This window comes from Neobacillus phoenicis (assembly GCF_047302305.1).
Classification (GTDB): Bacteria; Bacillota; Bacilli; order Bacillales; family Cytobacillaceae; genus Neobacillus.
This window is the reverse complement of sequence record NZ_CP154847.1, coordinates 3,100,862-3,125,524: the sequence shown is the minus strand read 5'-3', so window position 1 is coordinate 3,125,524 and position 24,663 is coordinate 3,100,862. Positions and strand designations below refer to the sequence as shown.

Below are 24,663 nucleotides of genomic sequence, written 5' to 3'. Positions count from 1 at the left end.
TAGAAGTCATGAGGTAGGCTTTGGGGAATGTAAACAACCAAACTGTGCACAAACAACAGATATGGCTCCATCATTTACTGCCGAGGCCTACGACAATATAGAAAAGAAAATGAAAGAGGTACGCTTGGAAAGTTATCGTGGTCAATGGCTTATATTATTTTTCTATGGCAGTGATTTTACATTCGTTTGACCAACAGAAGTGGCAGCGGTCGCTGCTATTTATGATCAATTAAAATTACTGAACACAGAAGTACTCGCTATAAGTACAGACAGTGTGTATGCCCATAAGGTATTTACGGAAGTGTCTCCTTCGGCCTCAAAAGTGAATTTTCCGCTTGTGAGTGATCGAACTCATGAAATTAGTAAAGCTTACAGAGTCCTGAATGAGCACACTGGAGCAACTTTCAGAGCAACCGTTATTATCGATCCAGAAGGAACGATTGTTACTAAAATGGTTTATCCTTTAGAGGTAGGAAGAAATGTGTATGAAATTTTACGTGTCATACAAGGGGTTCAATATGCAAGGAGGACTCAAGAAGGAGTTCCCGCGAATTGGGTGCCAGGTCAACCTGGAATCGTGAGGGATCCTAAATATATTGGGAGAATTTGAGGAATTTTTTTAGAACCAGTTGCGTTTCTACTTAAGGTAGAGGCGTTTTTTTTGATGTAAGACTAAAGATGTAGGAAAACTCAAACTAAGAATTGATTTTATGAATTGTTTAAAAATGGTAAAATTTAAGTGGATATAATTTAGAAATTAATGAGGTGAATAGTATGACTAATGTTTGGTCAGACAAACTTCCAGTGGTTCAATTAAGAATTGCTAGACCTACAAACCAATTACAAAAAGTGGTTGAATTTTATCGGGATGGCCTTGGATTAAGGGTGGTCGGACATTTTGAAAATCATAATGGGTACGATGGGGTAATGTTGGGTCTACCGGATACCGCTTATCATTTAGAGTTTACACAGCATCTGGAGGCGGTTCCATGTCCGCCTCCATCAGAGGATAATTTGCTGGTATTTTATATGCCAGACATTGAGGCTAGAGATCTGCTGGTTAACCGTTTAGCTGGAATGGGCTACTATGTGGTGGAACCTGAAAATCCTTATTGGAAAAATGCAGGGGTGACCATCGAGGATCCTGATGGGTGGAGAATAGTTTTACAGAATTCGTATTTTGGTAATAAGGAAGATTAGAAGGGTTACATATTTTGAATAGGAGTGATCTCATGAGTTTTAGTATTACGCCAATAGCGTTTGTCAGGAACAATCGGAAAGAAATAGAGGACGACAATTGGGGAGCTGTTACATCAGATATTGTGTTAGCAGGGGAAATGAACGTACAATCGTTAAAAGGAATTAGTGAATATTCACATTTGGAGATCATTTTTTATTTTGATAAAGTCAGTGATGATAAAATTCAGTTTGAAGCGCGCCATCCTAGAAATAATAAGGCGTATCCAGAGGTAGGGATTTTTGCGCAAAGAGGAAAGAATCGGCCCAATAAATTAGGTTTGACCACGGTGGAATTACTCGGGCATGAGGGTAACACCCTTATTGTTAAAGGATTAGATGCGATTGACGGAACTCCAATTATTGATATCAAACCAGTTATGAAAGAGTTCTTACCCAAGGGAGAAGTTCATCAGCCAAAATGGTCATCAGATCTAATGAAGAACTATTGGGAGTAGAATTGGGGGACAGTCCCCCGGCGTGGTAACGCTTTAATGTAGCGGAGGACTGTCCCCCGAAAAAAGTATTGAAACACTTCGAAGTGTGATGTATAATAAATCCAATTTAACCGTAATTAGGCAATGATGAGGAAAAGTAAAGTGATTCTATTTTTCACAGAGAGCTTCGGTAGCTGAGAAGGAGCAAAAATACTCATTTGAACAATGGCCTCTGAGCTTCGTATTGAACGTAACGTTTTGTTACTAGTAGACTGCGACGAGTTTTGGGTACTCGTTATCAAAACCACAGTATAAGAGCATTTTGCTGCTCCGTACTTGTAGAGGCCAATTGTGTGAGCAATTGGTGAATTAAGGTGGAACCACGAGAAGATCAACCTCGTCCTTATCTATTTATAGATAGGGGCGGGGTTTTTTGTTTTTTCAAGATAAAGGAGGAATCGTAAATGAATATTTTTATTGGAGGCGCATGGCCATATGCGAATGGCTCCTTGCATTTAGGACACATCGCAAGCTTACTGCCAGGGGATATTTTGGCACGCTATTTTAGGCAAAAAGGTGATCAAGTTTTATATGTTTCCGGTAGCGATTGTAATGGAACACCCATCTCTATCCGAGCAAAGCAAGAGGGTGTTTCCGCAAAAGAAATCGCAGACCGTTACCATGAAGAATTTAATGATACCTTTAAAAAATTGGGATTTTCATATGATTGTTATACTCGTACTGATACTGAACATCACCATAAAACTGTACAACAGATTTTCTTGGATCTTTTGAATAATGGCTTCATTTATAAGAAGGAAATCGAACAAACCTTCTGTGGAACGTGTGACCAGTTTCTTCCTGATCGATATGTAGAGGGATTATGCCCTAATTGCGGGCAATCATCTCGTGGAGACCAATGTGACTATTGCTCTACTATATTAGATCCGCTAGATTTATTAGAAAAAAAATGCAAGTTATGTGGAGATTCTCCGATAGTAAAAAGGACAGAACACTTTTATTTTACGTTAAGTACGTTTCAAGAGCAGCTTCAGTCTCTAGTAAATCACGCAAAAACAAATGGGGCATGGCGTGAGAACGCTATTCATTTAACAGAGAGATATCTAAAGGAAGGATTAGTTGACAGAGCGGTTTCTCGGGATATTGAATTGGGGATTAGCGTGCCTGTCGAAGGGTTTGAAGAGAAGAAGATTTATGTTTGGATTGAGGCATTATCCGGTTATTACTCTGCAAGTAAAAGGTGGTCCTTGGAGACTGGGAAGGATGAATCAATCTTTTGGAAAAAGGATGCGACCACTTATTACATCCATGGGAAGGATAATATTCCTTTTCACAGTATTATTTGGCCGGCTATCTTAATGGGCATTCAAAGCGAAGCGCTACCGGATCATATTGTGTCCAACGAGTATTTGACACTTGAAAAGAAAAAGATTTCAACCAGCCGCAACTGGGCTGTTTGGGTACCGGACCTTTTAGATAAATATCACCCTGATTCTATTCGTTATTTTTTAACAATCAATGCACCAGAGAATAGGGATACTGATTTTTCTTGGAGAGAATTTATTTATAGTCACAACGGGGAATTATTGGGGGGATATGGGAATCTTGTAAACCGAACCTTAAAATTTATAACTAAGTACTATGACAGTCAAATTCCCCAAGGTTCAGGTGATCCTAAAATAGAAGCTAAGATAAAAAATGTTTATTCGAGTGTAGGCAAACTAATTGAGCACAGTCATTTTAAACTGGCGTTGGAGGAAATCTTTGAACTTGTCAGATTCACAAATAAATACTTTGATGAACAAAAACCATGGAAACAGGTGGAAGAAGATCAATCAGGATGTGACCGTACGATATTTAATTGTAGCCTCATTATTGTAAATTTGGCGCAGTTACTCTCCCCATTTTTACCATTCTCGAGCAATGAATTAAGGAAGATGTTAGGGCTGGGAGAATTTACTTGGACATTAATTAAAACAACTCCGCATTCGATTAAGAATGTGCAGCCGTTATTTGAACGAATTGACATCAAAACCATTGATGAAGAATTGGAGAGATTAAATGGTCAGGTGAAAAATGGAGAAGCAGAAGCATAGAAGTCATTAATAAATATGTCTGATACAAGATAAACGAATAGTAAACGATTTCTGTTTATCGTCTTTTAGAGACAGAAGTTGTTCCATTAGATTAAGTCTATGCACACGCCCTTTAATCGTTTGCAAGCTGCCATTGGTATAATAATCAACTGTAATTTGTTTGTTTTCCGTAAGTTTTTTCAAAAACATGTTGGTTGGATCTCCCTTCAATGTATGTTTTAACACACCTTAAGTATATCTACGTTTCTTTAAGGGAGAATGAATTAAATGTTAAAGATTTGTGAAGATAACAAAGCCGGGGGACAGTCCCCCGGCGATTTAAAGCTTTACTCCACCGGGGGACTGTCCCCGTATCCGTATAATTTTAATTCTTCCTTATCATTAGGCATGGTAATGTATCTTTCGAAGCTCATTCCGATTCGTTCTAGAAGTCTTGATGATGCATCATTATCCTTTGATGTTATTGCTACGATTCTCCTAAGTCCAAGCTCCTCACTCGCATATTGCATTGTCGCGAAGGCTGCTTCATAGGCATAGCCTTTTGATTGGTATCTTGATAAGAAAGCAAAACCAATATCAACATCCTCTAAACCTTCTCTTTTTATCAACCCACAAATGCCAATCGGAATGTGACCATCCTTAAGTTCTGTTAAGAACAGCCCAAAACCGAGTTCGGTGTACATCTTCATTGGCGCAGTAATGATATAGTTTTTTGCATCTAGAAGCGTTCTAATGTTTCGATCACCTATGAAACGGATCCATGTAGGATCATTCAAAAGCCCAAAAATAAACTCTACATCTTCAGGTGTTAACCAACGAAGGATCAATCGTTCGGTTTCCATTACTTTCAATTAAATCACCTCATTCACGTCAAATTTGATACTTCTTTGTAATGTCATTTGCTATCTTATTCTATTTCATACTTATTAATAAGACTAGTTTTTACTTGGTGAGCAATTTTTGTTGAAAACCATTGTAAAATAGTCAATCAATGGAATAATATGGTATAATATAATTAAGTAAACTTAAGTGTTTAGTTAGATTAAAGTATTAAATATATTTTATGCTTAGGAAGCATATATCAAGGAGTGGATAATAGTGGATAGGATGCAATTGTTAATGGAAGCACAAAAGTATTCTGAAGAGATGAGTAAGGTTTTTTTAAGAGAATTCCAAACTATCATTCAAGAATATGACCTATCGTCTAAACAGTCCATGGTGCTAAATTACCTTAAAAAGACAGGTAGATTTACCATGCATGAAGTTGCCCAAATAATCCATGCGACACCAAGCGCAGCAAGTCAATTCATAAAAGTACTCGAAGAAAAAAAGTATGTAAAAAGAGAAACGAATAAAGAAAATAGACGAGAGATTTTTGTGTATTTGGATGAAAAAGGCATAGAATTTTTTAAAGAATTAGATCTGGCTGAAAAGCGTGTGTTGGAAAAATATTTCATGAAACTTTCTTCGGAGGACATTGTTGTTTATCATGATGTATTAAAAAAACTGGCTGACATTGTAAGAGAAGAGGGGTAACGGTTCATTTTAATTAGGGGGAGATGGGCTATATATGATGGCAATTCCAATGGAATTTTGGATTGGTCTAGAAGTGCTGTTGGTATGTTTTGGATTATGGAGAGTAAGCCGATTTGTTAAAGGGTATAGAATGACGGATCGGGGAATTCCTATTGAAGATAGAATAGAAGAAATGGTTGTAAATCAAGTCAAAAATAAAATACTTGCAACGTTTGTTACAAGAGATCTATTAATGATTTATTATCTCTTCGCAAAATCGAAAAAAAGAAATATTGAAATGAAAGACGCCTATAGCCTTCATAAAAATGTTGGTTATGGAGGGATGGTGTTCGCTTTTATCTTTGTTTTACTGTTAGAAGGGGTCGGTGTCTCGTATTTCCTACATAGTTGGAGTAAAGTGGCAGCATGGATTCACTTGGTTCTCTCCTTATATATGATTGGCTTTCTCATTGGTGATTTCAAGGCGATTATCAGGAATCCAGTTCGTTTATCTCAGGAAACCATTTATTTTCGTTTTGGTTTGCGGATGAAAGTAAAGATTCTGCTAAGCAATATTGAAGGTATCCAAAGTGGAAGAATTAATTACGAAAACGATAAAAAAAGAAAAGATGTATGGGTTGCTACCTTATTAGAATTTGAAAATCCTGATATTGAGATTGCTTTCAAGGAGCCTATCATGATTAAAGATGGAATCGGTAGGGAGCATATAACAAGAAAAATCTACCTATCCCTTGATGAGAAAGATGAATTTATGAGGAATGTAAATACATTGGTTCTAAAAAACGAGGTGGTATAAATGGAAGTAGCGTTTGGGATAGTTATTCTTTTTACGTTAACCTATGAACCTATTTTGGGATATATCAATTTTCAAAAGTTTAAGAGAAAAGTAAAAACGGATGATAAAGAAAGAATTAAATTTTACAAGAATTCGATCATCAGCCTATGGGTTCCCACATTATTTATTTTAAGCTTTGTCGGATTTACAGATTTAACACTTGAACAAATTGGTCTTACTTCCATTTCACTTAACACTGAAAGTCTCGCAAAATGGGTAATATATTCAGCTATATTAGTTGGAATTATTTTTGGGATGGCAATCTTACTTTTTACAATAGGTTATAGATTCAACAGTAAAATAAAAAACTCAATTGATAAGATGAAAAAGGAAGAAAACTCAAAAAATCAGTTTAAGGTTATGATGCCAGAAACTAAACAGGAAAAAAAGCTTTGGACCTTAGTATCATTAACAGCTGGAATAACGGAAGAAATAATTTACAGAGGTTTTATGATATTTGCGCTTAGTTATTTGTTTCCAGATTTATCAATATGGCTTGTATTAATTTTTTCTTCAATCCTATTCGGACTAGCTCATACATACCAAGGAGTTTCGGGTGTGGTACGAACCACACTAATTGGGTTGTGGTTTTCTATTGTCTATATCGGAATTGAATCTATCATTCCATTAATCTTATTTCACGCACTTGTAGATTATTTTGGAAAAATTGGTGAAGAGTAAAGAGTTATACTGGGGACAGGCCCCCGGGAGATTAACGCATTACCAGGCTGGGGGACTGTCCCCCGGTGCTTTAATGCGTTATCATGCCGGGGGACTGTCCCCAATTTTCGAATTATTTTATGAGGATTGAAACTATTCCCTTAGTTGAATCGACTAATTGGCAGATAAAGGGGGAAGGACGTATTGAGCGATCGAAATGAGATCATGCATGAGCTTTATGAAAGGCATTTTGATGATGTTTATCATTATTTGTTATATTTTACGAACAGTAAATCAGAGGCAGAGGACCTAACTCAAGACACGTTTATTAAAGTATTTAAAAGTTACGATAGTTTTCGCCAGCAATCATCTTTGAAAACGTGGATCTTGTCCATTGCTAGAAGAACAGCCATTGATCATTATCGGAAAAAGAAAATGATATCGATTTTACCTTCCATTTTGACTGACATGAGGAAAAGTGAAGACTATATTCCGGAAGATGAGATGGTTCATAATCACAATTGGGGCGTACTGCAAATGGCACTTATCCAATTAAAGCCAGACTATCGGAACGTGATTATACTTCGGGGTCTAAAGGAGTATTCGATCAAAGAAACGGCAGAAGTACTGGGCTGGAAGGAATCAAAAGTTAAGGTAGATTACCACCGCGCCATTAAACTCCTTAAAAAGTATGTAGATAATTCTAATGAAGGGGTGGTGATTTTCAATGAACGAGAAAATGTACGATAATTTTTTACAGCCATTAAAAAACAGACCTGATCTACAGCCGGATCAAGAGTTTAAAGAAAATCTTCGCAAAAAATTGACCTCCATGGACCAGGAACAGAAACGTGCTATAAGAGGAATCGGGAAGCATTTATTACCCAATCTACTTACTGCGGCCTTATTATTAATTGGGATTGTTGCAGGGTACGAAGTTATTTTTACAGAAAAACATGAAATTGAGTCTAAGCATAGCACGCTGCCAGAAGGAAATGAAACGAAACAAGTGGAACTTACTGAACAAAAAGCCAAAGAAACCGTGGGGATTGCCTTTGCCCATGCATCCATAATCTACAATGGTGGCGGACCAGAAATGGGTGAGGTGTTTTCCTATAAGGGCAAAAGTTACAGATACATGGGTGAAGATTTCTTAACGAAGGAAAAGGTTCTTGCTTATTTAGAGGAAGTGTATACGAAAGAAGCGGCCAACCGAATGTATGGGGCAATGGATTTTATTGAGTATAACGGTAAACTTGCGCAACAAAATCGACAGATGAGTGGTAACTTATTATGGCAGGATGCCGAAATCGCAAGCCGAAAACAGCTTAATGACCAAAGCTGGAGTATAGAGTTTAAGGTTCCCATCGACCAAGGTGTTTCTGAACCATTCCGAATTTACCATATCAGCTTAAAATACGAAGGCGGGTGGAAAATAGACGGTTCGCTTCCATTTTCCACAAAAAATAGTGGGGATATCGAAGCGGATCAAACCCAAACGTTTCAGTTAAACGATGAACAAATGATTGTCTATAAAGCATTTTCTAAGGATTTAAACGAATCTCATTTAGAAGGGCTGGATCCAATAAGTGTTGCAATGCTTTATGTACAGGCGGAATGGGAAGGAAAATACGATATTGCCTATGCCCTATATACTGACAGGGAAGGGTATGTGAACTGGACGAAGGAATATGATGAGAACATTCCTTCCTCTGACCGTATTTCAAGAGAGCAAATACCAATTGCATATGCAGGCTTAGCGGAAGGAAAGTTTATCAAAACGGGAGATTTTACAGGATATATTGAATTTACCAAATCTGGCAGCAAGAAAGGTTTCCAATTGATACAGGATGAAGATGGAATTTGGAATGTTGCCTTTATGCCAATGCAATAACTAGATTGTCTTTCAAAGGTCTTGATAATGCAATTATTTAAATATAAAAGGGTGAGGTTAAATGATATTTTGGAGCATTCTCGGACTTGCGATTTTGGTACTTTGTTTCTCAACCCTCTTAGCCTGGTATGAGGGTTCTAATATCGTTGACGATCCATTTGAATGGAAATATACTGCTAAATTTACAAACTATTTTAAAGGGGAAATATCTGATTATCATGACATTAATCAATTAGATTATTTTATTTACGCTGCTAAGTTTCATCCCTTATTTCCAACACTTATGTTAGTTAGTGGAAGTGTTATCATAGTTTTAATAATGATTAACTTAGGTATGTTCAGACGTTTCGTTACTATTTTTAGAAGATGATGTCATTTCAATGTCAAGATATGAAAAAGCATGGTGATTTTGACTGATTGCAAAATGCCATGCTTTTACTGTATTATTTATCTTCTCTTAACAGATAATCATTACCATCCTGATCCTTGAACGAAAACATAGTTCCGAACGGCATTCTTAACATATCGTCTACTTCTACACCGTTTTGTTTCATTTTTTCGTAAGCAGCTTCAATATCCGTGGTGCTGAAAAGGACGGAAGGGTGTGCAACTGCGGATGGCTTTTGTTGCTCCATTGCAGACTTAGAGTAAAGAACCAATGTGGTAAATTCGTCTTCACTAGGACCCACTTCAATCCATCTTGCATTTGGTCCCATTGGCTGCTCCATTTTTAAGACAAACCCCATTTTATTTAACCAAAAATCCTTCGCTTGGTCCTGATCTTGCACATAGACAGTCACTTTTCCAATTTTGTTAATCATTCTAAAATCTCCTTTTACTAATATGTAGATGAGCTTCGTTTATCAACCCATTCTATCAAATCAATTTACAATCATCAAAACAATCAAAAGAAAAAACAAACGAAACTACGGTCTCGTTTGTTTTAAAGAACATCAACTATTTTATTTGGACAAATACAAATAGGAAGGCGTCATACTGATTATTTTGCTTATCGATGTTCAGATTTTGCACGACAACCGTTATTTTGACAAGATCATTTTCCTTTGTAAAAGTTGCTTCATCTACAGAGATTTGCTCCTTCATTGCTTTATAGTTATAAAACTTATCATAGATTTCTTTTGTATTAAAGGTGAACAAATCACTTGCATTTTCACCCTTTAATTTGATATCTACCCGGTCTTTATTAAAGTCTTTTAACAAGGTATACGTTTTTCCGTCTTTTTTAATAACACAAATCTTTTGATTTTGTTGTTTATCGTATATATTGATATCTGTTTGTATAAAAGTGTCATATCCAGTAATAGGTATTGGGGCAGATGAATCAAGATTTACGTATACAGGCTGGTTAAAATCAGTATCAACAGGGTCCTGATACTCTTTAAAACCAAAGGTCTCAGTAAAATCTTCATATACTTTAAAGTCCTTTGGTAGCCATGCGATTTCTTTTGTGTAGCCCATATTGTCTAGGTAATAAATGCTATTTGTGATTGTCTTTTTATCCTTAACAGGGATGGATTCCTTTGGCTTGATTTTGTTATTTTTAAGCATATTATTTTTCTCTAGTACGCTTTCAAGTGTATGAATCTGACTTGTTCGACTGATGGTAAATGCATCAACTGGTGGTATTATGGAAACTGCTGCAAAAACAATTACCATGGCAGCCACTATTCCATTTTTTCGAACAGGCATTATACTAAATAAAATTCCTGCAGCAGCTGCGTATATACCAAACAGAATCACATAATAGCGAGTATGTGTGACACCCGTATCAGTTAAACTTAATATTGATGAGGCAATCTGGAAAAGAACAATGGGTACTAATACCTTTGGAAAAACCTTTCTGAAAAAGACTGTAAACTTATTTTCTATTTCACTTGCTAAAATATAAACTAATATTACGGTAATAGCATAGGAAACGAGCATTGGTTCCAGCAGGTTATCAGTCCAAAAGTCTCCGCCGATATTTTTGATAATGTAAATCACGAGAATTAATGTAAATACAGCAATCAAGGGTATGACAATATAGGAAATAAGAATTTGTAAAAACTTTGGACAATAGGCTGCGATATTAATGAACTCTGTCTTTTGTTTTATTTCATCTTGAGATCTATTTTTGTCTTCCGCTCCGGGATAGACTGGAATGAGCGACAGAAAATACATCGGTGCAAATAGGGTGAAAATAATGGTTGCTGCATAAGAATACACTTTATAATTGATAGAAAAAATTAATAAGTCAGTTGCCCCCAAAATGATGCTTACGCCGGCCATAATAATTCCTGAGAAGAATAATGAGATAAAAAATGATTTAAATGCAATCATAAAACTGGCATTAAAACTAATGCTGCTTTTAATGATTGGAACCCAAATGAAGGCAATGAGCAGGGCAAAGAGAGCTACTCCTGTTCTAATTCCCATCTCCATGCTTATTGAATCAGTTGGTTTGATAATTAGGTAGTATCCGGCTGTTAAGAAGGCCCCCACACCCATTAATACGAAACGAGTAGTACCATTAGAGTAAAACCTCTCATAGACAACCTGTAATACTGCACTAAGAAATGCTCCAACTACGAATGTTAGAATATATTGCGTTTGATCCTTTTCTGCATTTATACTGTAAGAAATAAAAACGGCAGCTGCTAAAAGAAAAAGTGTCGTCAGTGGGAAACGTGTAATTGCATCGGTCAATCCTGTAAGTCTCTCTTGTAGCTTTTTCATCCATTTCATTTTCCTCGAACCCCCTTTATTTTTCATATGTAGTTCACTTTAACGAAAGTCCTTTCACAAAAAATAATTTCCATATCCTACATCTAATTATATCATATGGATAAATTGGTGTAAATTTACACTCTAAAAAACGGTGCCTGTCCCCCAGTGCGTTACTGTGGTAACGTGGCGGGGGACAGGCACCGTTTTTTATGTTTTTCATTTATTTTATGAAAAAGAATGTTACAATTTGGAAAGAGGATGTTATATGAGAGTAGGTGTAAGGAATGATTAATAACAACATAATTCTTCGCTATTTAAAGGATAGTGATGCTGAAAGTCTTCTTCAATTAAGGAAAGAGAATCGCCAATTTTTCTAGGAATTTGAACCTATAAGAACCGAGTCACACTTTACATATGAAGAACAATTAAGAGAAATACAAAAAGCAACCTTAGATATTGAGAACGACTCTTCGTATATATATGGCATTTTTCATCGTGAAACCCAACAGCTAGTTGGAAGAATTACTTTATCCGGTATCGTTCGAGGGCCATTTCAAAATGCGAACCTGGGATATTATTTAGACAAAAAATATAACGGAAAAGGATATGTAACAGAAGCTGTTCGATTAATATTAGATCTTGCTTTTGATGAATTAAAGCTGCACCGGGTGCAAGCAGCCGTCATGCCTAGGAATATTGCATCCAAACGTATCCTAGAAAAGACTGGATTTAAAAAGGAAGGCTATTCGCCAAGATACTTAAAAATATATGGGAGTTGGGAAGACCACGAGATTTATGCCATTACAAAGGAAGACATGGAATTATTATCAAAATCTATTCAGATTAATTAACTGTTTCTCTCGAAAAAAACAAACACGTTTGTAATCCATTTAGCAGCATAACAGCCAAATAAATAGACTAAAAATAAATAAAAGTAATTGGATCCATTTTCTAATTGAAATAAGTGTAGAGCTGCCAAAATCGGTTTTATTGCCAAAGAATACAAAGCACTTACTACAATTGCGTAGATGTAGTAATTCTTCTTCCGATTTAGTGTCCATTGATAGAGCAGCATATACACAACTGGGATTAAGGAAGTATCTAGTGTAATACTGATTGGTAAGAAGGGAATAATTTTAAAGGGATATTCCCATAAACCATGTCTGGTAGCAAATCCGTCAATATATCCGGCCATCATATGAACAGAATAGCCGAAAAAACCAATGTGAAAGGCGCGCTTACGATCGATAGTAAAAAATAAAATGATAAGTGGAAGAACGAACAAAAATAAATTCAACCAAAACTGCCAAGTATCTATATTGGAGTACTTAGACCAATAATCAATCCAACCATCAGAAAGTTCTTTTTGAATACGTCCCAGTCGTTCAAAACTTTTTACCTGACCTTCATTCATATATCATCCCTCGTGTTCAAAAAAATTCCTATCATTAGTTTGTCATTAATTGTGAAAATTACTCAAATTAGAGATATTAAGTAATGTCATCGTTTCTATATTAAATAGATTCGCTTTTATTTTGAAAAATAGGTGTTTTCACCAAGTTTTAACATTGACTTAATAAACTGTATACATTAAAGTTACAGTAAGGTTCGGTTAGGAAGGATGATTAACGTGAATAGCGATTTTGTTATAGCACTCCATAGTCTCGTTTTATTAGCTAACTTACCTAATCAAATGGCAAATAGTGAGGCCATCGCAGAAAATGTTTGTACAAATCCGACAAGAATTCGAAAAATCATGAGTATATTACGAAAAAGCGGGTACGTAAAGACTAAAGAGGGCATAGGTGGAGGATATGTTTTAAGCTGTAACCCTGAAAAGACAACATTGTCTCAGATTTATCTGGCCATGGCAACTGGTTCTCTTAAACCTAGTTGGTGTACAGGTGATCCGGATCAAGCCTGTGTGATTTCTTCTAATACTCAGGTGGTGATGGACCAAATCTTCACTGAGGCAGAGATGCATCTTCAATCCTATTTAAATCAGATAACGATTAGCAATGTCCTCGAAAGAATAAAAAGCTGTGAACAGAAGGAGTAAGTTGGTTTCTTTCTTTTTTAGGACGTTTATCTTGAATTCGTAATAAATTATTTCAAAATACTTTATGTTTAAGGAGTGTGTTTGATGATGGTAACATTATACTCTACACCAAGTTGTACATCATGCCGTAAAGCAAAGGCTTGGCTTGAGGAATATCATATTGATTACACTGAAAGAAACATTTTGTCTCAACCTCTTACAAAAGATGAAATCAAATCTATTCTTCGTCTTACAGAAGATGGTACGGATGAAATCATTTCTACTAATTCAAAAACATTTAAAGAACTAGACATCAACATTGAATCTTTACCATTACAAGATTTATATGACTTAATCATCAATAATCCCAAAATTTTACGTCGTCCAATTATGGTAGACGAAAAAAGGCTGCAGGTAGGTTATAACGAGGAAGATATCCGTAGTTTCCTCCCACGTAAACTCCGTACATTCTTAAGAATTGATACACCCCAGGTTGTCAACTATTAATAGTTGACTCGTGATGGAGTGGAGTGCAGTGCAGGTAGTAGTAGGTTACTGTCGTATAACAAGGATTTATTGTCGGATGACTAAGATTTACTGTCGCATGACGGAAGTTAACTGTCATTTAACCCTGACAATCTGTCATATAAACACCCTTAATGAAAAACATCCAACTTATATGGATGTTTTTTTTATTTGAAAAATAAAAAAATGGGTAGTCGACTCCGAAATATTGTTATATAATATGAATTAAATAATATAACTGTTATATAACAAACGAAGGAGGGAATGAAATTGTACAAAACAGATTCAATTGCAAGAAGAATACTTGGTTGGAAGTTAAATAGATGGGATCGTTGGTATGATTATGAAATGGGGAAATTCATACATGAGTCTGACTTTCAGCCCGAGCATAACCTAGATCATGCCATGCTAATCGTTGAAAGATTAAAGAAATTCGGATTTAGTTTTTCCAGTGATGGAGTATCTGAGGCTTCCTTTAATGACATCAAAGGAACAGGTGAGACTTTATCACAAGCCATTACAAACGCAGCGTACACCATTATAGAAAACAACTCTGTTGTAGAAAGCTCTAGATTATGGAATCAGTTATGCTAAAACAAGGAAAAGTTGGTTACTTAAAATAGGTAACCAACTTTTTTATTTTTCCAGGCAGTTTTTTATAATGTCACCTTGGACCCAAATAATATTCGGTTTGTCAAACTATTTCAGTATTCGAATATTTCGAGAGTGATAATAATTTGCTGATATGATATGATAATCCATAAAACATGATCATTGGAAATGGAATGGAAGAAAGACAACTTTGATCAACTTTGGGAGATGGAACAGCGTGCAGAGTTGGAAACGTAATTTATGGGTGTTATGGATTGGAGTCTTTTTTACAGCGGCTAGTTTTTCCATGGTTATTCCCTTTTTGCCGATATTTCTTTTGCAAATTGGTGTTCACGAACATACGGAAATGTGGTCAGGATTGTTATTTAGTTCAGCTTTTTTTGCCGGTGCCGTCGCAGCCCCTTTTTGGGGAAGGGTAGCGGATCAATATGGGAGAAAACCGATGATTGTTCGGGCTGGGATTGTTCTCTTTTTTATCTATACTTTAATGGCCTTCGTGACTAATCCATATCAAATATTGGTGTTGAGAATTTTGCAGGGATTGTTGAGTGGGTTTATTCCAGGAGCCATAGCGTTGATTGGAACCAATACACCGAATGAAAAAGTTGGGTATGCACTTTCTTTGATATCTTCAGCTTCTGCTTCAGGAACGATTATTGGTCCATTGCTCGGTGGAGGAATTGCCCACCTCGTTGGAAATCGCTGGGCATTTGCTAGTGCAGGTAGCATCGTTCTTATCGCCACTTTGTTAATTATTTTTTGGGTAAAAGAAGAGAATTTCACTGCAAGTAAGGAGCGGGGCTCTGTTAAAAAAGACCTGAAAATCGCGTGGTCTAATCGTCCTTTTATGTTCGTTCTTTTGTTGTTGGTGGTTACATCGTGTTCAGTGATGACAATTGAACCTGTCCTCCCATTATATATTGTTAAATTAGGTGGTTCGACTGAAAACGCATCACTAATAGCAGGAATAGTATTCTCACTCCCTGGAATTGCCTCCGCCATTTTTGCGCCATATTGGGGGAGATGGGCAGACAAGGTCGGCTTCCATCGAGTACTTTTTATAGGGTTGTTAGGTGGCGGGATCGGGATGTTGGCTCACACACTATTCAGCCAACTTTGGGGATTTTCCATTATTCGCTTTGCTTTTGGCGTATTTTTCTGTGCAGTGTATCCGGCATTAAACGGTCTGGTTGTTACATCGACAGAAAGTGAATTCCGAGGTAGAGCGTTCGGGTTAAGTCAAACAGCGAATCAAATAGGTGGAATGGTGGGACCAATCCTTGGAGGATTTATCGGCGGAATATTTCCAGTCCAAGTTGTCTTTATCGTGACAGGTGTTTTACTTTTAGCTGCAACAACGATGGCATATTGGAACACCAATGAACAGAAGCGTATTTTAAAACGCAAGGCTGTTTCATAACTTCAGAATACAAGAAAGGGCCACCCATGGCCCTTTTTTAATTGTTCATTTTTTAGGAAGTAAAATAGTAACAACTGTTCCTTCACCTTGTTTGGTCTTTATGTAGATCGTTCCATGGTGGTTTTCTATGATTCGTTTACATACCATTAATCCTAAGCCTGTCCCTTTTTCCTTAGTCGTATAGAAGGGTTCGAATAAGCGTTTCTGCCGCTCTTCTGAAATGCCTGAGCCATAATCTTTTATTTTTATAGAAAAATAATTCTCATTTTCGTTTTTTAGTGATATTTCGATATTTTTATTAGTAGATGTTGCTTCAACCGCATTTTGTAGGAGGTTGATTAAAACCTGTTTGATTTGATTTGGATCACAAAAAGCAGTAATGGAGGAGTCAAAGTCCAGTGTAATATTAACGCTTTTCATATTAAATTGTGGTTTCATGAAAAATAGTACACTTGAGATTAAGGTACCCATATTTATCTCTTTACAGATAAATCCTTCAGCTGGTTTTGCTATAAACATAAACTCACTAACAATATTATTAATTCGTTCTAGTTCATCAAGCATGATTTCAAGGTAACCTTTTAAGGAAGGATCTTGAATACTTTCATTAATAATCTGGGTAAAACCTGTTATTGAGGTTAAGGGATTTCGGATTTCATGGGCAATTCCTGCTGCTAATTCACCAACGAGCGATAATTTCTCCATTTGCCTCAGCTTGATTTCGTTTTCCTTTTCAGTTGTAATATCGATGGCTGTTCCATTGACTTCAACTGTTTGACCGTTAACGACCATCGGGTTTAACGAGGCAATATAGTAGTAGCCATTCACTTGACCTTCATAATTGACAGGTGTTCCTCTCCAAGCTTGTTCATAAAATTCATTCTTCTGTTTCGCAATCTCCTTGGGTAAAAAATCAAAGAGTGTTTTTCCGATAATCGAAGCAGAGTCAATTCCTAATGTCGTAAGAAAGTCCCCCTCACTAAATGTATGTATAAAATGATCCTCTTTTTTTACAAACTTAAAGACAAAACCTTTTTGTCGTGGAATTAAGTCGCGGTAATTAATGTGAGTATGAGTAGTTTCCATGAAAATACATCCTTTTAAAATCTATTAGTAACTAAATAATAGTTCTTTTTCCATAGTGAAAAATCCTTTCTTTTTATAAAATTTGTTTCTGCTAAGATGAGTTTTGGTTCATTTTCTCTATATCCCACACATACATTTATAGTGGAAGGCAAGAAGTGAAAAGATGGGGACAAGCCTTCTTTCTTCTGCAATTTACTAAATTGAATGAAAGGGAGAAAAAATGGAATTCCTACTAGAACTGCTGCATAGCTACAGTACATTCTTTTCATTAGATGAATTACAAGAAGTTTTTTCAAATCCTGCTAGTTGGGGAGTAATTGGTTCTCTTGTTATTCTTGAAGGGTTATTATCCGCCGATAATGCGCTTGTTCTTGCTGTATTAGTGAAGCATTTGCCAAAAAGACAGCGTAAAAAAGCTCTTTTCTATGGAATCTTTGGTGCGTATTTGTTTAGAATCATAGCCATTGGTCTTGGAGTGACCTTAATTAATGTGGGATGGATCAAAATCGTAGGCGGTCATTATCTACTCTGGATTGTGTTTCAAAACTTTATGAAGAAGGATGAAGAGGCAGACGAGGTTCAAAATAAGAATATGAGCTTTTGGAAAACCGTGATCACTGTTGAGTTAATGGATATTGCGTTTAGTTTGGATAGTATCATAGCTGCATTTGGTGTAAGCAATCAAGAATGGGTACTATTTCTTGGGGGAGTATTAGGAATCTTATTGATGCGCGGAGTGGCCAATTTATTCCTCGCTTTGATTGAGAGGGTCCCTGAATTTGAGACCACTGCATTTGTATTAATTGCTATTATCGCCATAAAAATGATTACCTCGGCATTTGGCTATCATTTAGATGAATTTGTTTTCTTTTCTATCTTGATTATTGTATTTTTAGGTACATTTGTTGTTCATGCCATAAAGGGGAATTCCGGCAAGGAGAGAACAATGTAGGGGGAGCGAAGAGATTCGCTCCTTATTTAATTTGTTTTTTACAAGCCCTTCGTATCTACAAACAATGCATTTCCGCTTCCGCTTGATCCCAAGGTACAGAATACCCTTGCCCCTTAGAGCAAAAGATGGAAGACGAAGAATATTCCGGGTCTGCATCCTTGTTATAATTGATTCTGTCCATTACCTGCTTGGAATTGTGACAAGGGTAATAACCGCCAAACACTAGGTTTAATGTGCCTTTTCCTTGTGTAATTGATGCAAATTCAGGACCATAGTTCATAAATGTTGCAACAGGAACTTTACCAGTTAGAATAGCCTTATTGTCTTCTGTAAGAGGAGCATCAAAGCTACCATGTGCATTTTGGATATCAGTTAATATTTTACCTAAGTGGTCTAATTCTATTTTCATTTTAAAAGCATAAAAAGGTTCCAACAGCACATTAGTTGCTTTTTCCAGACCTTGTCGTAAAGCTCGGTAGGTAGCCTCTCTAAAGTCGCCACCTGAGGTATGCTTATTGTGGGCCCGTCCTGTTAAGAGAGTGATTTTCACATCCGTAAGAGGAGAACCCGTTAACAATCCATGGTGCTCCCGCTCAAACAGGTGATGTCGTATTTGATTTTGGGTTCCGACAGGTAAATCATCCGTATGACACACGGTCTTAAAAGATAGACCGCTATTTCTAGGTGCAGGTTCAATTTTAAGATGAACTTCAGCATAATGGCCCAACGGTTCAAAATGTCCGTACCCATAAACTACAGTATCAACCGTTTCTTTGTATAATATTTCTGGTTCTCCAAATTGAACGTCCAAGTGAAACCGTTCCTTAACTATTTGCTTTAACACCTCTAGCTGAATCGTACCCATGACCCGAATGTGAATTTCTTGCGATCTTTCCTCCCACGTAACATTCAAGGAGGGGTCTTCAGCATCTAGAATTTTAAAATACCTTAATACCTCTTTTACATTTATAGAACGGTCAAAGATGACCTTGGATTTTAGCGCAGAACCCATTTCGTAACTGGCTTTTTCATTTAATGCCCCCAATCCATCCCCAGCAGTAGCGGAGGAAAGCCCTGTCACGGCGAAAATCTCACCTGCAGAAACCTGATCGACAGTAATAAATTTTTTTCCATTGTATATACGAATCTGAGTGATTTTTTCATAGTGGACTATGTCAGCATCAGCATATCTCACTTCTTCACGAACTTTAAGGGTACCGCTAAGAGCTTTTACAAACGTAATCCTTGTCCCTTTGTCATCATAGCGTATCTTATAGACTCTACCTGCAAAGGGTAAATGATGATCATAATTCGTCGAGGTTAATAGGTCCATTTTTCTAAGAAAACTTTCCACACCGATATCTTGTAATGCAGAGCCATATGCACACGGATAGAGTTCATTTCCGTATATCAATGTCTTCATTGTTTTCAGCCAAATATCTGGCTGATAGCCGGTTTCCATATATTGTTCCAAAAGTGTCTCATCTCGTTCAGCTAAAAATTCAATTAATTCTTCACTCATTTCATCTGCGTTCAGAGTCTCGGTTATATCAAAGATATCTTGGGTAAGATTGTCTCGAATTTCTTCCATTACCCTAAGCACATCCGCACCTACTCGGTCTGTTTTATTGATAAAGAAAAAGGTAGGGATTTGATGTTTTTGTAGAAGTCTCCAAACCGTCTCGGTATGACCCTCTATACCCTCAACGGCACTAATAATGATCACTGCAAAATCCATCACCTGAATGGCTCGTTCCATTTCAGGAGAAAAGTCCACATGTCCGGGAGTGTCTATTAGATAATAGTCTGATTGATTAAAAGTAAATTTAGCCTGGTCTGCAAATACGGTAATGCCTCTTTGTTTTTCTATCTCATGTGTATCGAGAAACGTATCCTTATGGTCTACACGACCTCTTTGTCTGATTGCTTTCGTATGAAAAAGAAGCTGCTCAGCCAAAGTGGTTTTTCCTGCATCCACATGCGCAAACATACCTATTGTTTTCTTCATGATGCACCTCTTTTTACGTACTTCTTATATAAATTATTATACCAAATTGACCGTTGGCCCTCCTAAAAAGTTGCCAACGTCTCGAATATTTAGAAAAATAGACTTATAGCTATTAGAAAGCTGAGGTGTTTGAGAGTTGAAAAAACTCATCGTTCTGTTTCTAGGTGTATATGCTTTTTTTTATCTTGGGCAAAAAGACCTTCTTCCTTCTATAGATCAAGTAAAGAATATCTTAGATTACCTTGACTCTCCGTTAAAAGAGGAATCACAGTCAGAGAGTGTGCCAAGTTCACCGCAAGTACCAAATCAGGACAACGTTGAGGAACAGGAGGCAACATCTTCTATTCCAACTACAGCTGCAAACGGAAAATATCAGCCTACTGTAATCCAAACTTACCAGGTAACGGTTGAGAGTGGGAAATTAGTGGTTTCAGGAAAACCAACACCCTATGGAAAATACAATCAGGCAGATGGAGTCATTTTATATATACAAGAACAGCGGGCAGATAAGAAAACGACGATAAAGGTTCCTTTTAAAAAAGGAAAGATTCAGTATGAATATCCGCTTGCCTTTACAGTTGGAGATGTTATCATCAATTTGGATGAGTATTATACCGGCAAGGAGGATGACCCTGATCGGGTTCTCGGTTATGCTGAATATCATTTAACCGATGGTGATCCCTATTTATTGCCAAGTTTTATGGTTCAAAGCACAGACCCTGGTCTTGTCGCGCTAGCGCAAAACATTACCAATGGTAAAAAAACGGATGTAGAGAAATCTAAAGCGATTTTTTCTTGGGTAGCAAAAAATGTTGCGTATAATGCACCACTGGTTAATTCAACCAATCCACCCATGTACACTGCACTGCAAGCCTATCAATCTCGAAACGTTCTATGTTCAGGATATGCGCATTTAAGTGCAGCGCTGCATCGTGCGGTAGGAATTAAAACCAAAGTCTCTTACGGTGAAAACCATGCTTGGAATGAGGTCCTGCTAAATGGTGTCTGGCAGGCAGAAGACCCAACCTATGGCTCAGGTTTTATTAATACGAATACCCAAAAGTTTGTTCCTCATTATCAACCAGCGTATTTTTCAAAAACGGATAAACAAAAGGAAGGCGAATATCCGTGGTAATCGGATGCTCCTACAGCTAAAAATGAGAGGTAAATTAACATTAGGTAAAAAGCCAAATCCATAAATACAAGGATTTGGCTTTTCACGTTCTTAAGGGTCACTAAAGATTTATCATTTTTTGGACATGACTTTGTATTATCTACATAAAATGTACATGTTGATACAACCGTGTGGTGGGGGTGGTTTTATTGAGTACTAGTGTATTAATTAGCTATATAATATTAGGATTTACATTGGCAGCACCAATTGGACCAGTGAATTCTGCTCGGTTAGATAAAGGGATAAAGAATGGTTTTTGGCATGCATGGATTGTAGGTGCTGGATCCATGATTGCAGATGGTGTTTTTATGCTTTTGGTCTATTTAGGAATGGTTCAATTTTTAGGGATTCCTGTTGTTCAAATCTTTCTTTGGTTATTCGGAGGGTTTGTATTAATTTATTCCGGCATTGAAAGTATTAAGAATGCAAATACCATAACTCTTTCGTATAGTAGACAGAAGGATTCATTATTTAAATGTTTTTTAACTGGATTTATCATGTCAATCACCAGCCCATTATCCATTTTGTTTTGGTTGGGAATATATGGGTCAGTCTTAGCCAAAACAGCACAAACAAACGGAACGGATTCCTTATTAATTTATAGTAGTATGATTTTTCTTGGGCTCACATTTTGGGATGTGTTTGTTGCAGCACTAACTACAGGATTCAGAAGATTATTAAATGTGAAAAGTCTAATTGCTATTTCTATTGTATCCGGAGCATCGTTAGTAGTATTTGGGTTATATTTTGGCTATCAGGGAATCGACGCAATTTTGCATGATAGTTAAAGGGGGTTTTTACTAAAATATTTTATCTTAAGGGGATTTTTCAGTGAATGTTTTTCTTTCCTATGGTATAACATGGATGGAAAGAGAGTCATTGAAAGGATTAAGGATAGAAATGGATATCCTATTTTCATTTATACATACACTTCTAATTAGTCTTGTCGAGTTGCTTTATCTCTTCGGTGTCATCATGGCAGTGGGAGTGGTTTTAGGGATTCTGGAAAGGTATTCTAATTCGTTTCTGATAAGGGCATTTGGCCCAAGAGGAGTTTTGTTTACAGCATGGATTGGAACTCCTATTCATGAAATTGGTCATCTTATTCAGTGTTTCATCTGGGGACATCGAGTTACGAGGGTCAAATTACTGCAATTCAATAGTCCTACAGGTATCCTAGGTTTTGTGGAGCACCAATACAACCGGAAAAGCTGGTATCAACAGGCAGGCAATTTTTTTATTGGACTAGGCCCCATTTTTAGCGGGATAGGCTCTTTAATTTTAAGTATGTACCTTTTAGTCCCTGAAACGTACAAGGCCTTTGTTAAAGAGATCCAGTTGCATGTTACTTTAGAAAAAATTGATTTTACTTTTTTACGAATCATTTCAGGGGCAATACTAGCAATAAGTAAAAACCTCTTTACACTTGAAAATCTCATCAATCCGCTGTTCTGGATTTTTTTAATAGTAGGTATTAGCATTTCTTCACATATTGCCCTCAGTAAAGCGGATATTGAAGGAGCTGCAAAGGGGCTATTAACTATTTATTTCATTCTCGTCTTGTTCAATGTTTTTACTGCTGTATTCAAACTTAATAGCTACGGGATGATTGTGAAAATTGCAGAATTAAATGCGTATGTCCTGGCTTTTTCAAGTATTGCTTTATTTTTCTCAGTTGTTGCTTTAGTGGTTAGCATGCTGCTATTTATTATAAAAAAGCAAATCTGTTGATAAAAAGGTTAATGGATATGAAACTTTATCGGTCCTACTTCGTATAGTAGGAGAGGATCTGAGGGATTATACAATGGATTACAAATTATTAGTTGTTGGTTTATTACTTTTGTTTATTTCTTACCTTGTAGGTGTAAAAAAACAAACCTGGCTACTAGCAGGTTTTAATGAAAAAATGATTAATAATAAATCTTTATTAGGCAAAATTACTGCTAGCGTATTTTTTCTTCCTCTTGGTATATTAGTCATTATTAATAGTATATTTGAGTATCAATATGAATTAACCGTGATTCTAATTGCTATGTTAGTCTTGTTAACAACCGTTTACTTATTTATTAATAGAAGGTTAATTAAATAGCGTGAATTGCAAGGTGAAGCACCCAGGAAAAGGTGTTTCACCTTGTTTTTTTGTAACTTCCCCGTGTTTCATAATTCATTAGAATGACCACGAAATAAAAACGGCAAACTATAACGTGGTTGAAAGAATGCATTGATAATTACAATAAAGCTGGAGGGACATTGTTCATGAATTCTAAATATGCTGCATTATTTGAGTCGTTCACCTTTCGGAGTAAGGTCTCTTTAAAGAATAGGATCGTGATGGCTCCTATGACCAATTTCTCATCCAACCCGGATGGGACTGTCACAGATGCGGAAGTTAATTATTACGCAAGACGTTCTGCAGGAGTGGGAATGGTTATCACAGCTTGCACTTATGTTACAGCAAATGGAAAAGGGTTTCACGGGGAATTTGGGGGAAACCGTGATGAATTGATTCCGAGCCTTCGACAGCTGGCTTCAGGGATTAAGGACCAAGGAGCAAAAGCCATTCTGCAAATATTTCACGGTGGCCGCCAAGTACCACCTGAATTAGTTCCGAATGGGGATGTGGTTAGCGCAAGTGCTGTAGCTTCTGAAGGTGCAGGGAAACCAGTTCCAAGGGAATTAACGGATCAAGAAGTAGAATCCATCATTAAGGATTTCGGTGAGACTACTCGTCGGGCAATTGAAGCGGGGTATGATGGGGTAGAAATTCACGGGGCAAACGGATACCTCATTCAGCAATTTTTCTCTCCACACTCAAATCGCCGTGAAGATCGATGGGGAGGAAGTTTGGAGAAACGACTTACGTTTCCGCTCGCTGTAGTCGATGAAGTAAAGAGAGTAGCAGCGGAACACGCAAGCGGACCGTTTGTGATTGGCTATCGCTTCTCACCTGAAGAGGCAGAAACACCTGGGATCACGATGGCAGATACATTGGTTTTGATCGATGCATTAGCTAAAAAGGATCTTGGTTATTTACACGTTTCTCTACAGGATTTTTGGTCCAAGCCAAGACGTGGGGTGGATGACACTCGTTCTCGAATTGAAATTATTCAAGAACGGGTTGGTGATCAGGTTCCTGTTATTGGAGTGGGCTCGATTTATACCGTGGATGATGCCATACAAGCGATTCAAACGGGAGTGCCATTAATTGCGTTAGGGCGCGAAATCATTATTGATCCTGATTGGGTACAAAAGGTAGCGGAAGGCAGGGAAGACGAGATTATTACTAAAATAGATAAAGAAAAGCAACAGGAACTGGTTATACCTGATCCACTCTGGCAAGCGATTATCCATTCACCAGGTTGGTTTCCGGGGATTGAATAAATTATTATTTAGAAGAGTATCTCAA

The 24,663-nt window shown here is 37.0% G+C and carries 28 protein-coding genes and 1 other annotated feature; of the genes, 21 read left to right on the top strand and 7 right to left on the bottom strand.

What is annotated here, in order from left to right; all coding sequences use genetic code 11:
• Window positions 1-61: 61 nt before the first annotated feature.
• From AA0X95_RS16230 to metG, 4 genes are all read left to right on the top strand, one after another.
• Window positions 62-610 (top strand): peroxiredoxin, encoded by a 549-nt coding sequence (locus AA0X95_RS16230; RefSeq protein ID WP_413310072.1) that lies wholly within the window; start codon window positions 62-64, stop codon window positions 608-610.
• A gap of 164 nt (window positions 611-774) precedes the next feature.
• Window positions 775-1,200 (top strand): VOC family protein, encoded by a 426-nt coding sequence (locus tag AA0X95_RS16225; protein WP_413299576.1) that lies wholly within the window; start codon window positions 775-777, stop codon window positions 1,198-1,200.
• 32 nt (window positions 1,201-1,232) lie between these two features.
• Window positions 1,233-1,694, top strand: coding sequence for an SAM-dependent methyltransferase (locus AA0X95_RS16220; RefSeq protein WP_413299574.1), 462 nt, complete (start codon window positions 1,233-1,235; stop codon window positions 1,692-1,694).
• A 114-nt stretch (window positions 1,695-1,808) separates the two neighbouring features.
• Window positions 1,809-2,081, top strand: a binding site (T-box leader).
• A 56-nt stretch (window positions 2,082-2,137) separates the two neighbouring features.
• Window positions 2,138-3,790: a methionine--tRNA ligase gene (gene metG, locus AA0X95_RS16215; protein ID WP_413299572.1), complete on the top strand. Its 1,653-nt coding sequence runs from the start codon at window positions 2,138-2,140 to the stop codon at window positions 3,788-3,790.
• 6 nt (window positions 3,791-3,796) lie between these two features.
• Here metG and AA0X95_RS16210 read toward each other — a convergent pair whose 3' ends face one another.
• Both AA0X95_RS16210 and AA0X95_RS16205 read right to left on the bottom strand, forming a co-directional pair.
• A complete protein-coding gene (locus AA0X95_RS16210; protein ID WP_413299570.1) occupies window positions 3,797-4,015 on the bottom strand; it encodes a YolD-like family protein in 219 nt (72 codons plus the stop codon).
• Between the two features lie 101 nt (window positions 4,016-4,116).
• Entirely contained in the window at window positions 4,117-4,641 is a 525-nt protein-coding gene (locus AA0X95_RS16205; protein ID WP_413299568.1) for a GNAT family N-acetyltransferase, read from the bottom strand.
• A 268-nt stretch (window positions 4,642-4,909) separates the two neighbouring features.
• Between AA0X95_RS16205 and AA0X95_RS16200 the strand changes: the two genes are divergently transcribed.
• From AA0X95_RS16200 to AA0X95_RS16175, 6 genes are all read left to right on the top strand, one after another.
• Complete coding sequence (locus AA0X95_RS16200) at window positions 4,910-5,326, top strand: MarR family winged helix-turn-helix transcriptional regulator (RefSeq protein ID WP_413299566.1); 417 nt, start codon at window positions 4,910-4,912, stop codon at window positions 5,324-5,326.
• Window positions 5,327-5,360: 34 nt separating this feature from the next.
• On the top strand, window positions 5,361-6,122 hold the full coding sequence (locus AA0X95_RS16195; protein ID WP_413299564.1) for a hypothetical protein: 762 nt from the start codon (window positions 5,361-5,363) through the stop codon (window positions 6,120-6,122).
• The gene (locus AA0X95_RS16190; RefSeq protein ID WP_413299562.1) at window positions 6,123-6,842 is read left to right on the top strand and encodes a CPBP family intramembrane glutamic endopeptidase; all 720 of its coding nucleotides are present in this window, start codon (window positions 6,123-6,125) and stop codon (window positions 6,840-6,842) included.
• A 183-nt stretch (window positions 6,843-7,025) separates the two neighbouring features.
• On the top strand, window positions 7,026-7,571 hold the full coding sequence (locus AA0X95_RS16185) for an RNA polymerase sigma factor (protein WP_413299560.1): 546 nt from the start codon (window positions 7,026-7,028) through the stop codon (window positions 7,569-7,571).
• Window positions 7,549-8,715 carry a DL-endopeptidase inhibitor IseA family protein gene (locus AA0X95_RS16180; protein ID WP_413299558.1) on the top strand — a complete coding sequence of 389 codons (1,167 nt, stop codon included), beginning with the start codon at window positions 7,549-7,551 and terminating at the stop codon, window positions 8,713-8,715. Before AA0X95_RS16185 ends, AA0X95_RS16180 begins: the two co-directional genes overlap by 23 nt.
• Window positions 8,716-8,776: 61 nt before the next feature.
• A complete protein-coding gene (locus AA0X95_RS16175) occupies window positions 8,777-9,085 on the top strand; it encodes a YjdJ family protein (RefSeq protein WP_413299556.1) in 309 nt (102 codons plus the stop codon).
• Between the two features lie 73 nt (window positions 9,086-9,158).
• On the opposite strand, the gene AA0X95_RS16170 is transcribed toward AA0X95_RS16175, so the two are convergent.
• Window positions 9,159-9,536: a VOC family protein gene (locus AA0X95_RS16170; RefSeq protein WP_413299554.1), complete on the bottom strand. Its 378-nt coding sequence runs from the start codon at window positions 9,534-9,536 to the stop codon at window positions 9,159-9,161.
• 136 nt (window positions 9,537-9,672) lie between these two features.
• Complete coding sequence (locus tag AA0X95_RS16165) at window positions 9,673-11,460, bottom strand: DUF4153 domain-containing protein (protein WP_413299552.1); 1,788 nt, start codon at window positions 11,458-11,460, stop codon at window positions 9,673-9,675.
• 371 nt (window positions 11,461-11,831) lie between these two features.
• Between AA0X95_RS16165 and AA0X95_RS16160 the strand changes: the two genes are divergently transcribed.
• The gene (locus AA0X95_RS16160; RefSeq protein ID WP_413310070.1) at window positions 11,832-12,293 is read left to right on the top strand and encodes a GNAT family N-acetyltransferase; all 462 of its coding nucleotides are present in this window, start codon (window positions 11,832-11,834) and stop codon (window positions 12,291-12,293) included.
• Here AA0X95_RS16160 and AA0X95_RS16155 read toward each other — a convergent pair.
• Window positions 12,290-12,856, bottom strand: a complete 567-nt coding sequence (locus AA0X95_RS16155) for a CBO0543 family protein (protein WP_413299550.1) — start codon at window positions 12,854-12,856, stop codon at window positions 12,290-12,292. The two genes, AA0X95_RS16160 and AA0X95_RS16155, sit on opposite strands and share 4 nt — an antisense overlap.
• Window positions 12,857-13,072: 216 nt before the next feature.
• Between AA0X95_RS16155 and AA0X95_RS16150 the strand changes: the two genes are divergently transcribed.
• From AA0X95_RS16150 to AA0X95_RS16135, 4 genes are all read left to right on the top strand, one after another.
• The gene (locus AA0X95_RS16150; protein WP_413299548.1) at window positions 13,073-13,501 is read left to right on the top strand and encodes an RrF2 family transcriptional regulator; all 429 of its coding nucleotides are present in this window, start codon (window positions 13,073-13,075) and stop codon (window positions 13,499-13,501) included.
• An 87-nt stretch (window positions 13,502-13,588) separates the two neighbouring features.
• Window positions 13,589-13,987 (top strand): transcriptional regulator SpxA, encoded by a 399-nt coding sequence (spxA, locus tag AA0X95_RS16145; RefSeq protein ID WP_413310068.1) that lies wholly within the window; start codon window positions 13,589-13,591, stop codon window positions 13,985-13,987.
• Window positions 13,988-14,275: 288 nt separating this feature from the next.
• A complete protein-coding gene (locus AA0X95_RS16140; RefSeq protein WP_413299546.1) occupies window positions 14,276-14,599 on the top strand; it encodes a BC1872 family protein in 324 nt (107 codons plus the stop codon).
• Window positions 14,600-14,834: 235 nt separating this feature from the next.
• Window positions 14,835-16,037, top strand: coding sequence for an MFS transporter (locus AA0X95_RS16135; RefSeq protein WP_413299544.1), 1,203 nt, complete (start codon window positions 14,835-14,837; stop codon window positions 16,035-16,037).
• Between the two features lie 45 nt (window positions 16,038-16,082).
• Here AA0X95_RS16135 and AA0X95_RS16130 read toward each other — a convergent pair whose 3' ends face one another.
• Window positions 16,083-17,123 carry an ATP-binding protein gene (locus AA0X95_RS16130; protein ID WP_413299542.1) on the bottom strand — a complete coding sequence of 347 codons (1,041 nt, stop codon included), beginning with the start codon at window positions 17,121-17,123 and terminating at the stop codon, window positions 16,083-16,085.
• Between the two features lie 220 nt (window positions 17,124-17,343).
• On the opposite strand from AA0X95_RS16130, the gene AA0X95_RS16125 reads away from it, so the two are divergent.
• Complete coding sequence (locus tag AA0X95_RS16125) at window positions 17,344-18,075, top strand: TerC family protein (protein WP_413299540.1); 732 nt, start codon at window positions 17,344-17,346, stop codon at window positions 18,073-18,075.
• A gap of 55 nt (window positions 18,076-18,130) precedes the next feature.
• Here the strand turns inward: AA0X95_RS16125 and AA0X95_RS16120 are convergent, their stop codons facing one another.
• Window positions 18,131-20,083, bottom strand: coding sequence for a GTP-binding protein (locus AA0X95_RS16120; protein WP_413299539.1), 1,953 nt, complete (start codon window positions 20,081-20,083; stop codon window positions 18,131-18,133).
• Window positions 20,084-20,219: 136 nt separating this feature from the next.
• Between AA0X95_RS16120 and AA0X95_RS16115 the strand changes: the two genes are divergently transcribed.
• From AA0X95_RS16115 to AA0X95_RS16095, 5 genes are all read left to right on the top strand, one after another.
• Window positions 20,220-21,218, top strand: a complete 999-nt coding sequence (locus AA0X95_RS16115; protein ID WP_413299537.1) for a transglutaminase domain-containing protein — start codon at window positions 20,220-20,222, stop codon at window positions 21,216-21,218.
• 188 nt (window positions 21,219-21,406) lie between these two features.
• Complete coding sequence (locus AA0X95_RS16110) at window positions 21,407-22,045, top strand: LysE family transporter (protein WP_413299535.1); 639 nt, start codon at window positions 21,407-21,409, stop codon at window positions 22,043-22,045.
• A 43-nt stretch (window positions 22,046-22,088) separates the two neighbouring features.
• Entirely contained in the window at window positions 22,089-22,988 is a 900-nt protein-coding gene (locus tag AA0X95_RS16105; protein ID WP_413299533.1) for a hypothetical protein, read from the top strand.
• Window positions 22,989-23,061: 73 nt separating this feature from the next.
• Complete coding sequence (locus tag AA0X95_RS16100; protein WP_413299531.1) at window positions 23,062-23,346, top strand: DUF3784 domain-containing protein; 285 nt, start codon at window positions 23,062-23,064, stop codon at window positions 23,344-23,346.
• 167 nt (window positions 23,347-23,513) lie between these two features.
• On the top strand, window positions 23,514-24,638 hold the full coding sequence (locus AA0X95_RS16095) for an NADH-dependent flavin oxidoreductase (protein ID WP_413299529.1): 1,125 nt from the start codon (window positions 23,514-23,516) through the stop codon (window positions 24,636-24,638).
• Window positions 24,639-24,663 lie beyond the last annotated feature (25 nt).

Excerpts from the sequence above, each read along its gene's own strand:
- AA0X95_RS16225 (WP_413299576.1), top strand. The coding sequence starts at position 775 with ATGACTAATGTTTGGTCAGACAAACTTCCAGTGGTTCAATTAAGAATT.
- AA0X95_RS16220 (WP_413299574.1), top strand. The coding sequence starts at position 1,233 with ATGAGTTTTAGTATTACGCCAATAGCGTTTGTCAGGAACAATCGGAAA.
- metG (WP_413299572.1), top strand. The coding sequence starts at position 2,138 with ATGAATATTTTTATTGGAGGCGCATGGCCATATGCGAATGGCTCCTTG.
- AA0X95_RS16200 (WP_413299566.1), top strand. The coding sequence starts at position 4,910 with ATGGAAGCACAAAAGTATTCTGAAGAGATGAGTAAGGTTTTTTTAAGA.
- AA0X95_RS16195 (WP_413299564.1), top strand. The coding sequence starts at position 5,361 with ATGATGGCAATTCCAATGGAATTTTGGATTGGTCTAGAAGTGCTGTTG.
- AA0X95_RS16190 (WP_413299562.1), top strand. The coding sequence starts at position 6,123 with ATGGAAGTAGCGTTTGGGATAGTTATTCTTTTTACGTTAACCTATGAA.
- AA0X95_RS16180 (WP_413299558.1), top strand. The coding sequence starts at position 7,549 with ATGAACGAGAAAATGTACGATAATTTTTTACAGCCATTAAAAAACAGA.
- AA0X95_RS16175 (WP_413299556.1), top strand. The coding sequence starts at position 8,777 with ATGATATTTTGGAGCATTCTCGGACTTGCGATTTTGGTACTTTGTTTC.
- AA0X95_RS16170 (WP_413299554.1), bottom strand. The coding sequence starts at position 9,536 with ATGATTAACAAAATTGGAAAAGTGACTGTCTATGTGCAAGATCAGGAC.
- AA0X95_RS16165 (WP_413299552.1), bottom strand. The coding sequence starts at position 11,460 with ATGAAATGGATGAAAAAGCTACAAGAGAGACTTACAGGATTGACCGAT.
- AA0X95_RS16155 (WP_413299550.1), bottom strand. The coding sequence starts at position 12,856 with ATGAATGAAGGTCAGGTAAAAAGTTTTGAACGACTGGGACGTATTCAA.
- spxA (WP_413310068.1), top strand. The coding sequence starts at position 13,589 with ATGGTAACATTATACTCTACACCAAGTTGTACATCATGCCGTAAAGCA.
- AA0X95_RS16130 (WP_413299542.1), bottom strand. The coding sequence starts at position 17,123 with ATGGAAACTACTCATACTCACATTAATTACCGCGACTTAATTCCACGA.
- AA0X95_RS16125 (WP_413299540.1), top strand. The coding sequence starts at position 17,344 with ATGGAATTCCTACTAGAACTGCTGCATAGCTACAGTACATTCTTTTCA.
- AA0X95_RS16120 (WP_413299539.1), bottom strand. The coding sequence starts at position 20,083 with ATGAAGAAAACAATAGGTATGTTTGCGCATGTGGATGCAGGAAAAACC.
- AA0X95_RS16100 (WP_413299531.1), top strand. The coding sequence starts at position 23,062 with ATGGATTACAAATTATTAGTTGTTGGTTTATTACTTTTGTTTATTTCT.
- AA0X95_RS16095 (WP_413299529.1), top strand. The coding sequence starts at position 23,514 with ATGAATTCTAAATATGCTGCATTATTTGAGTCGTTCACCTTTCGGAGT.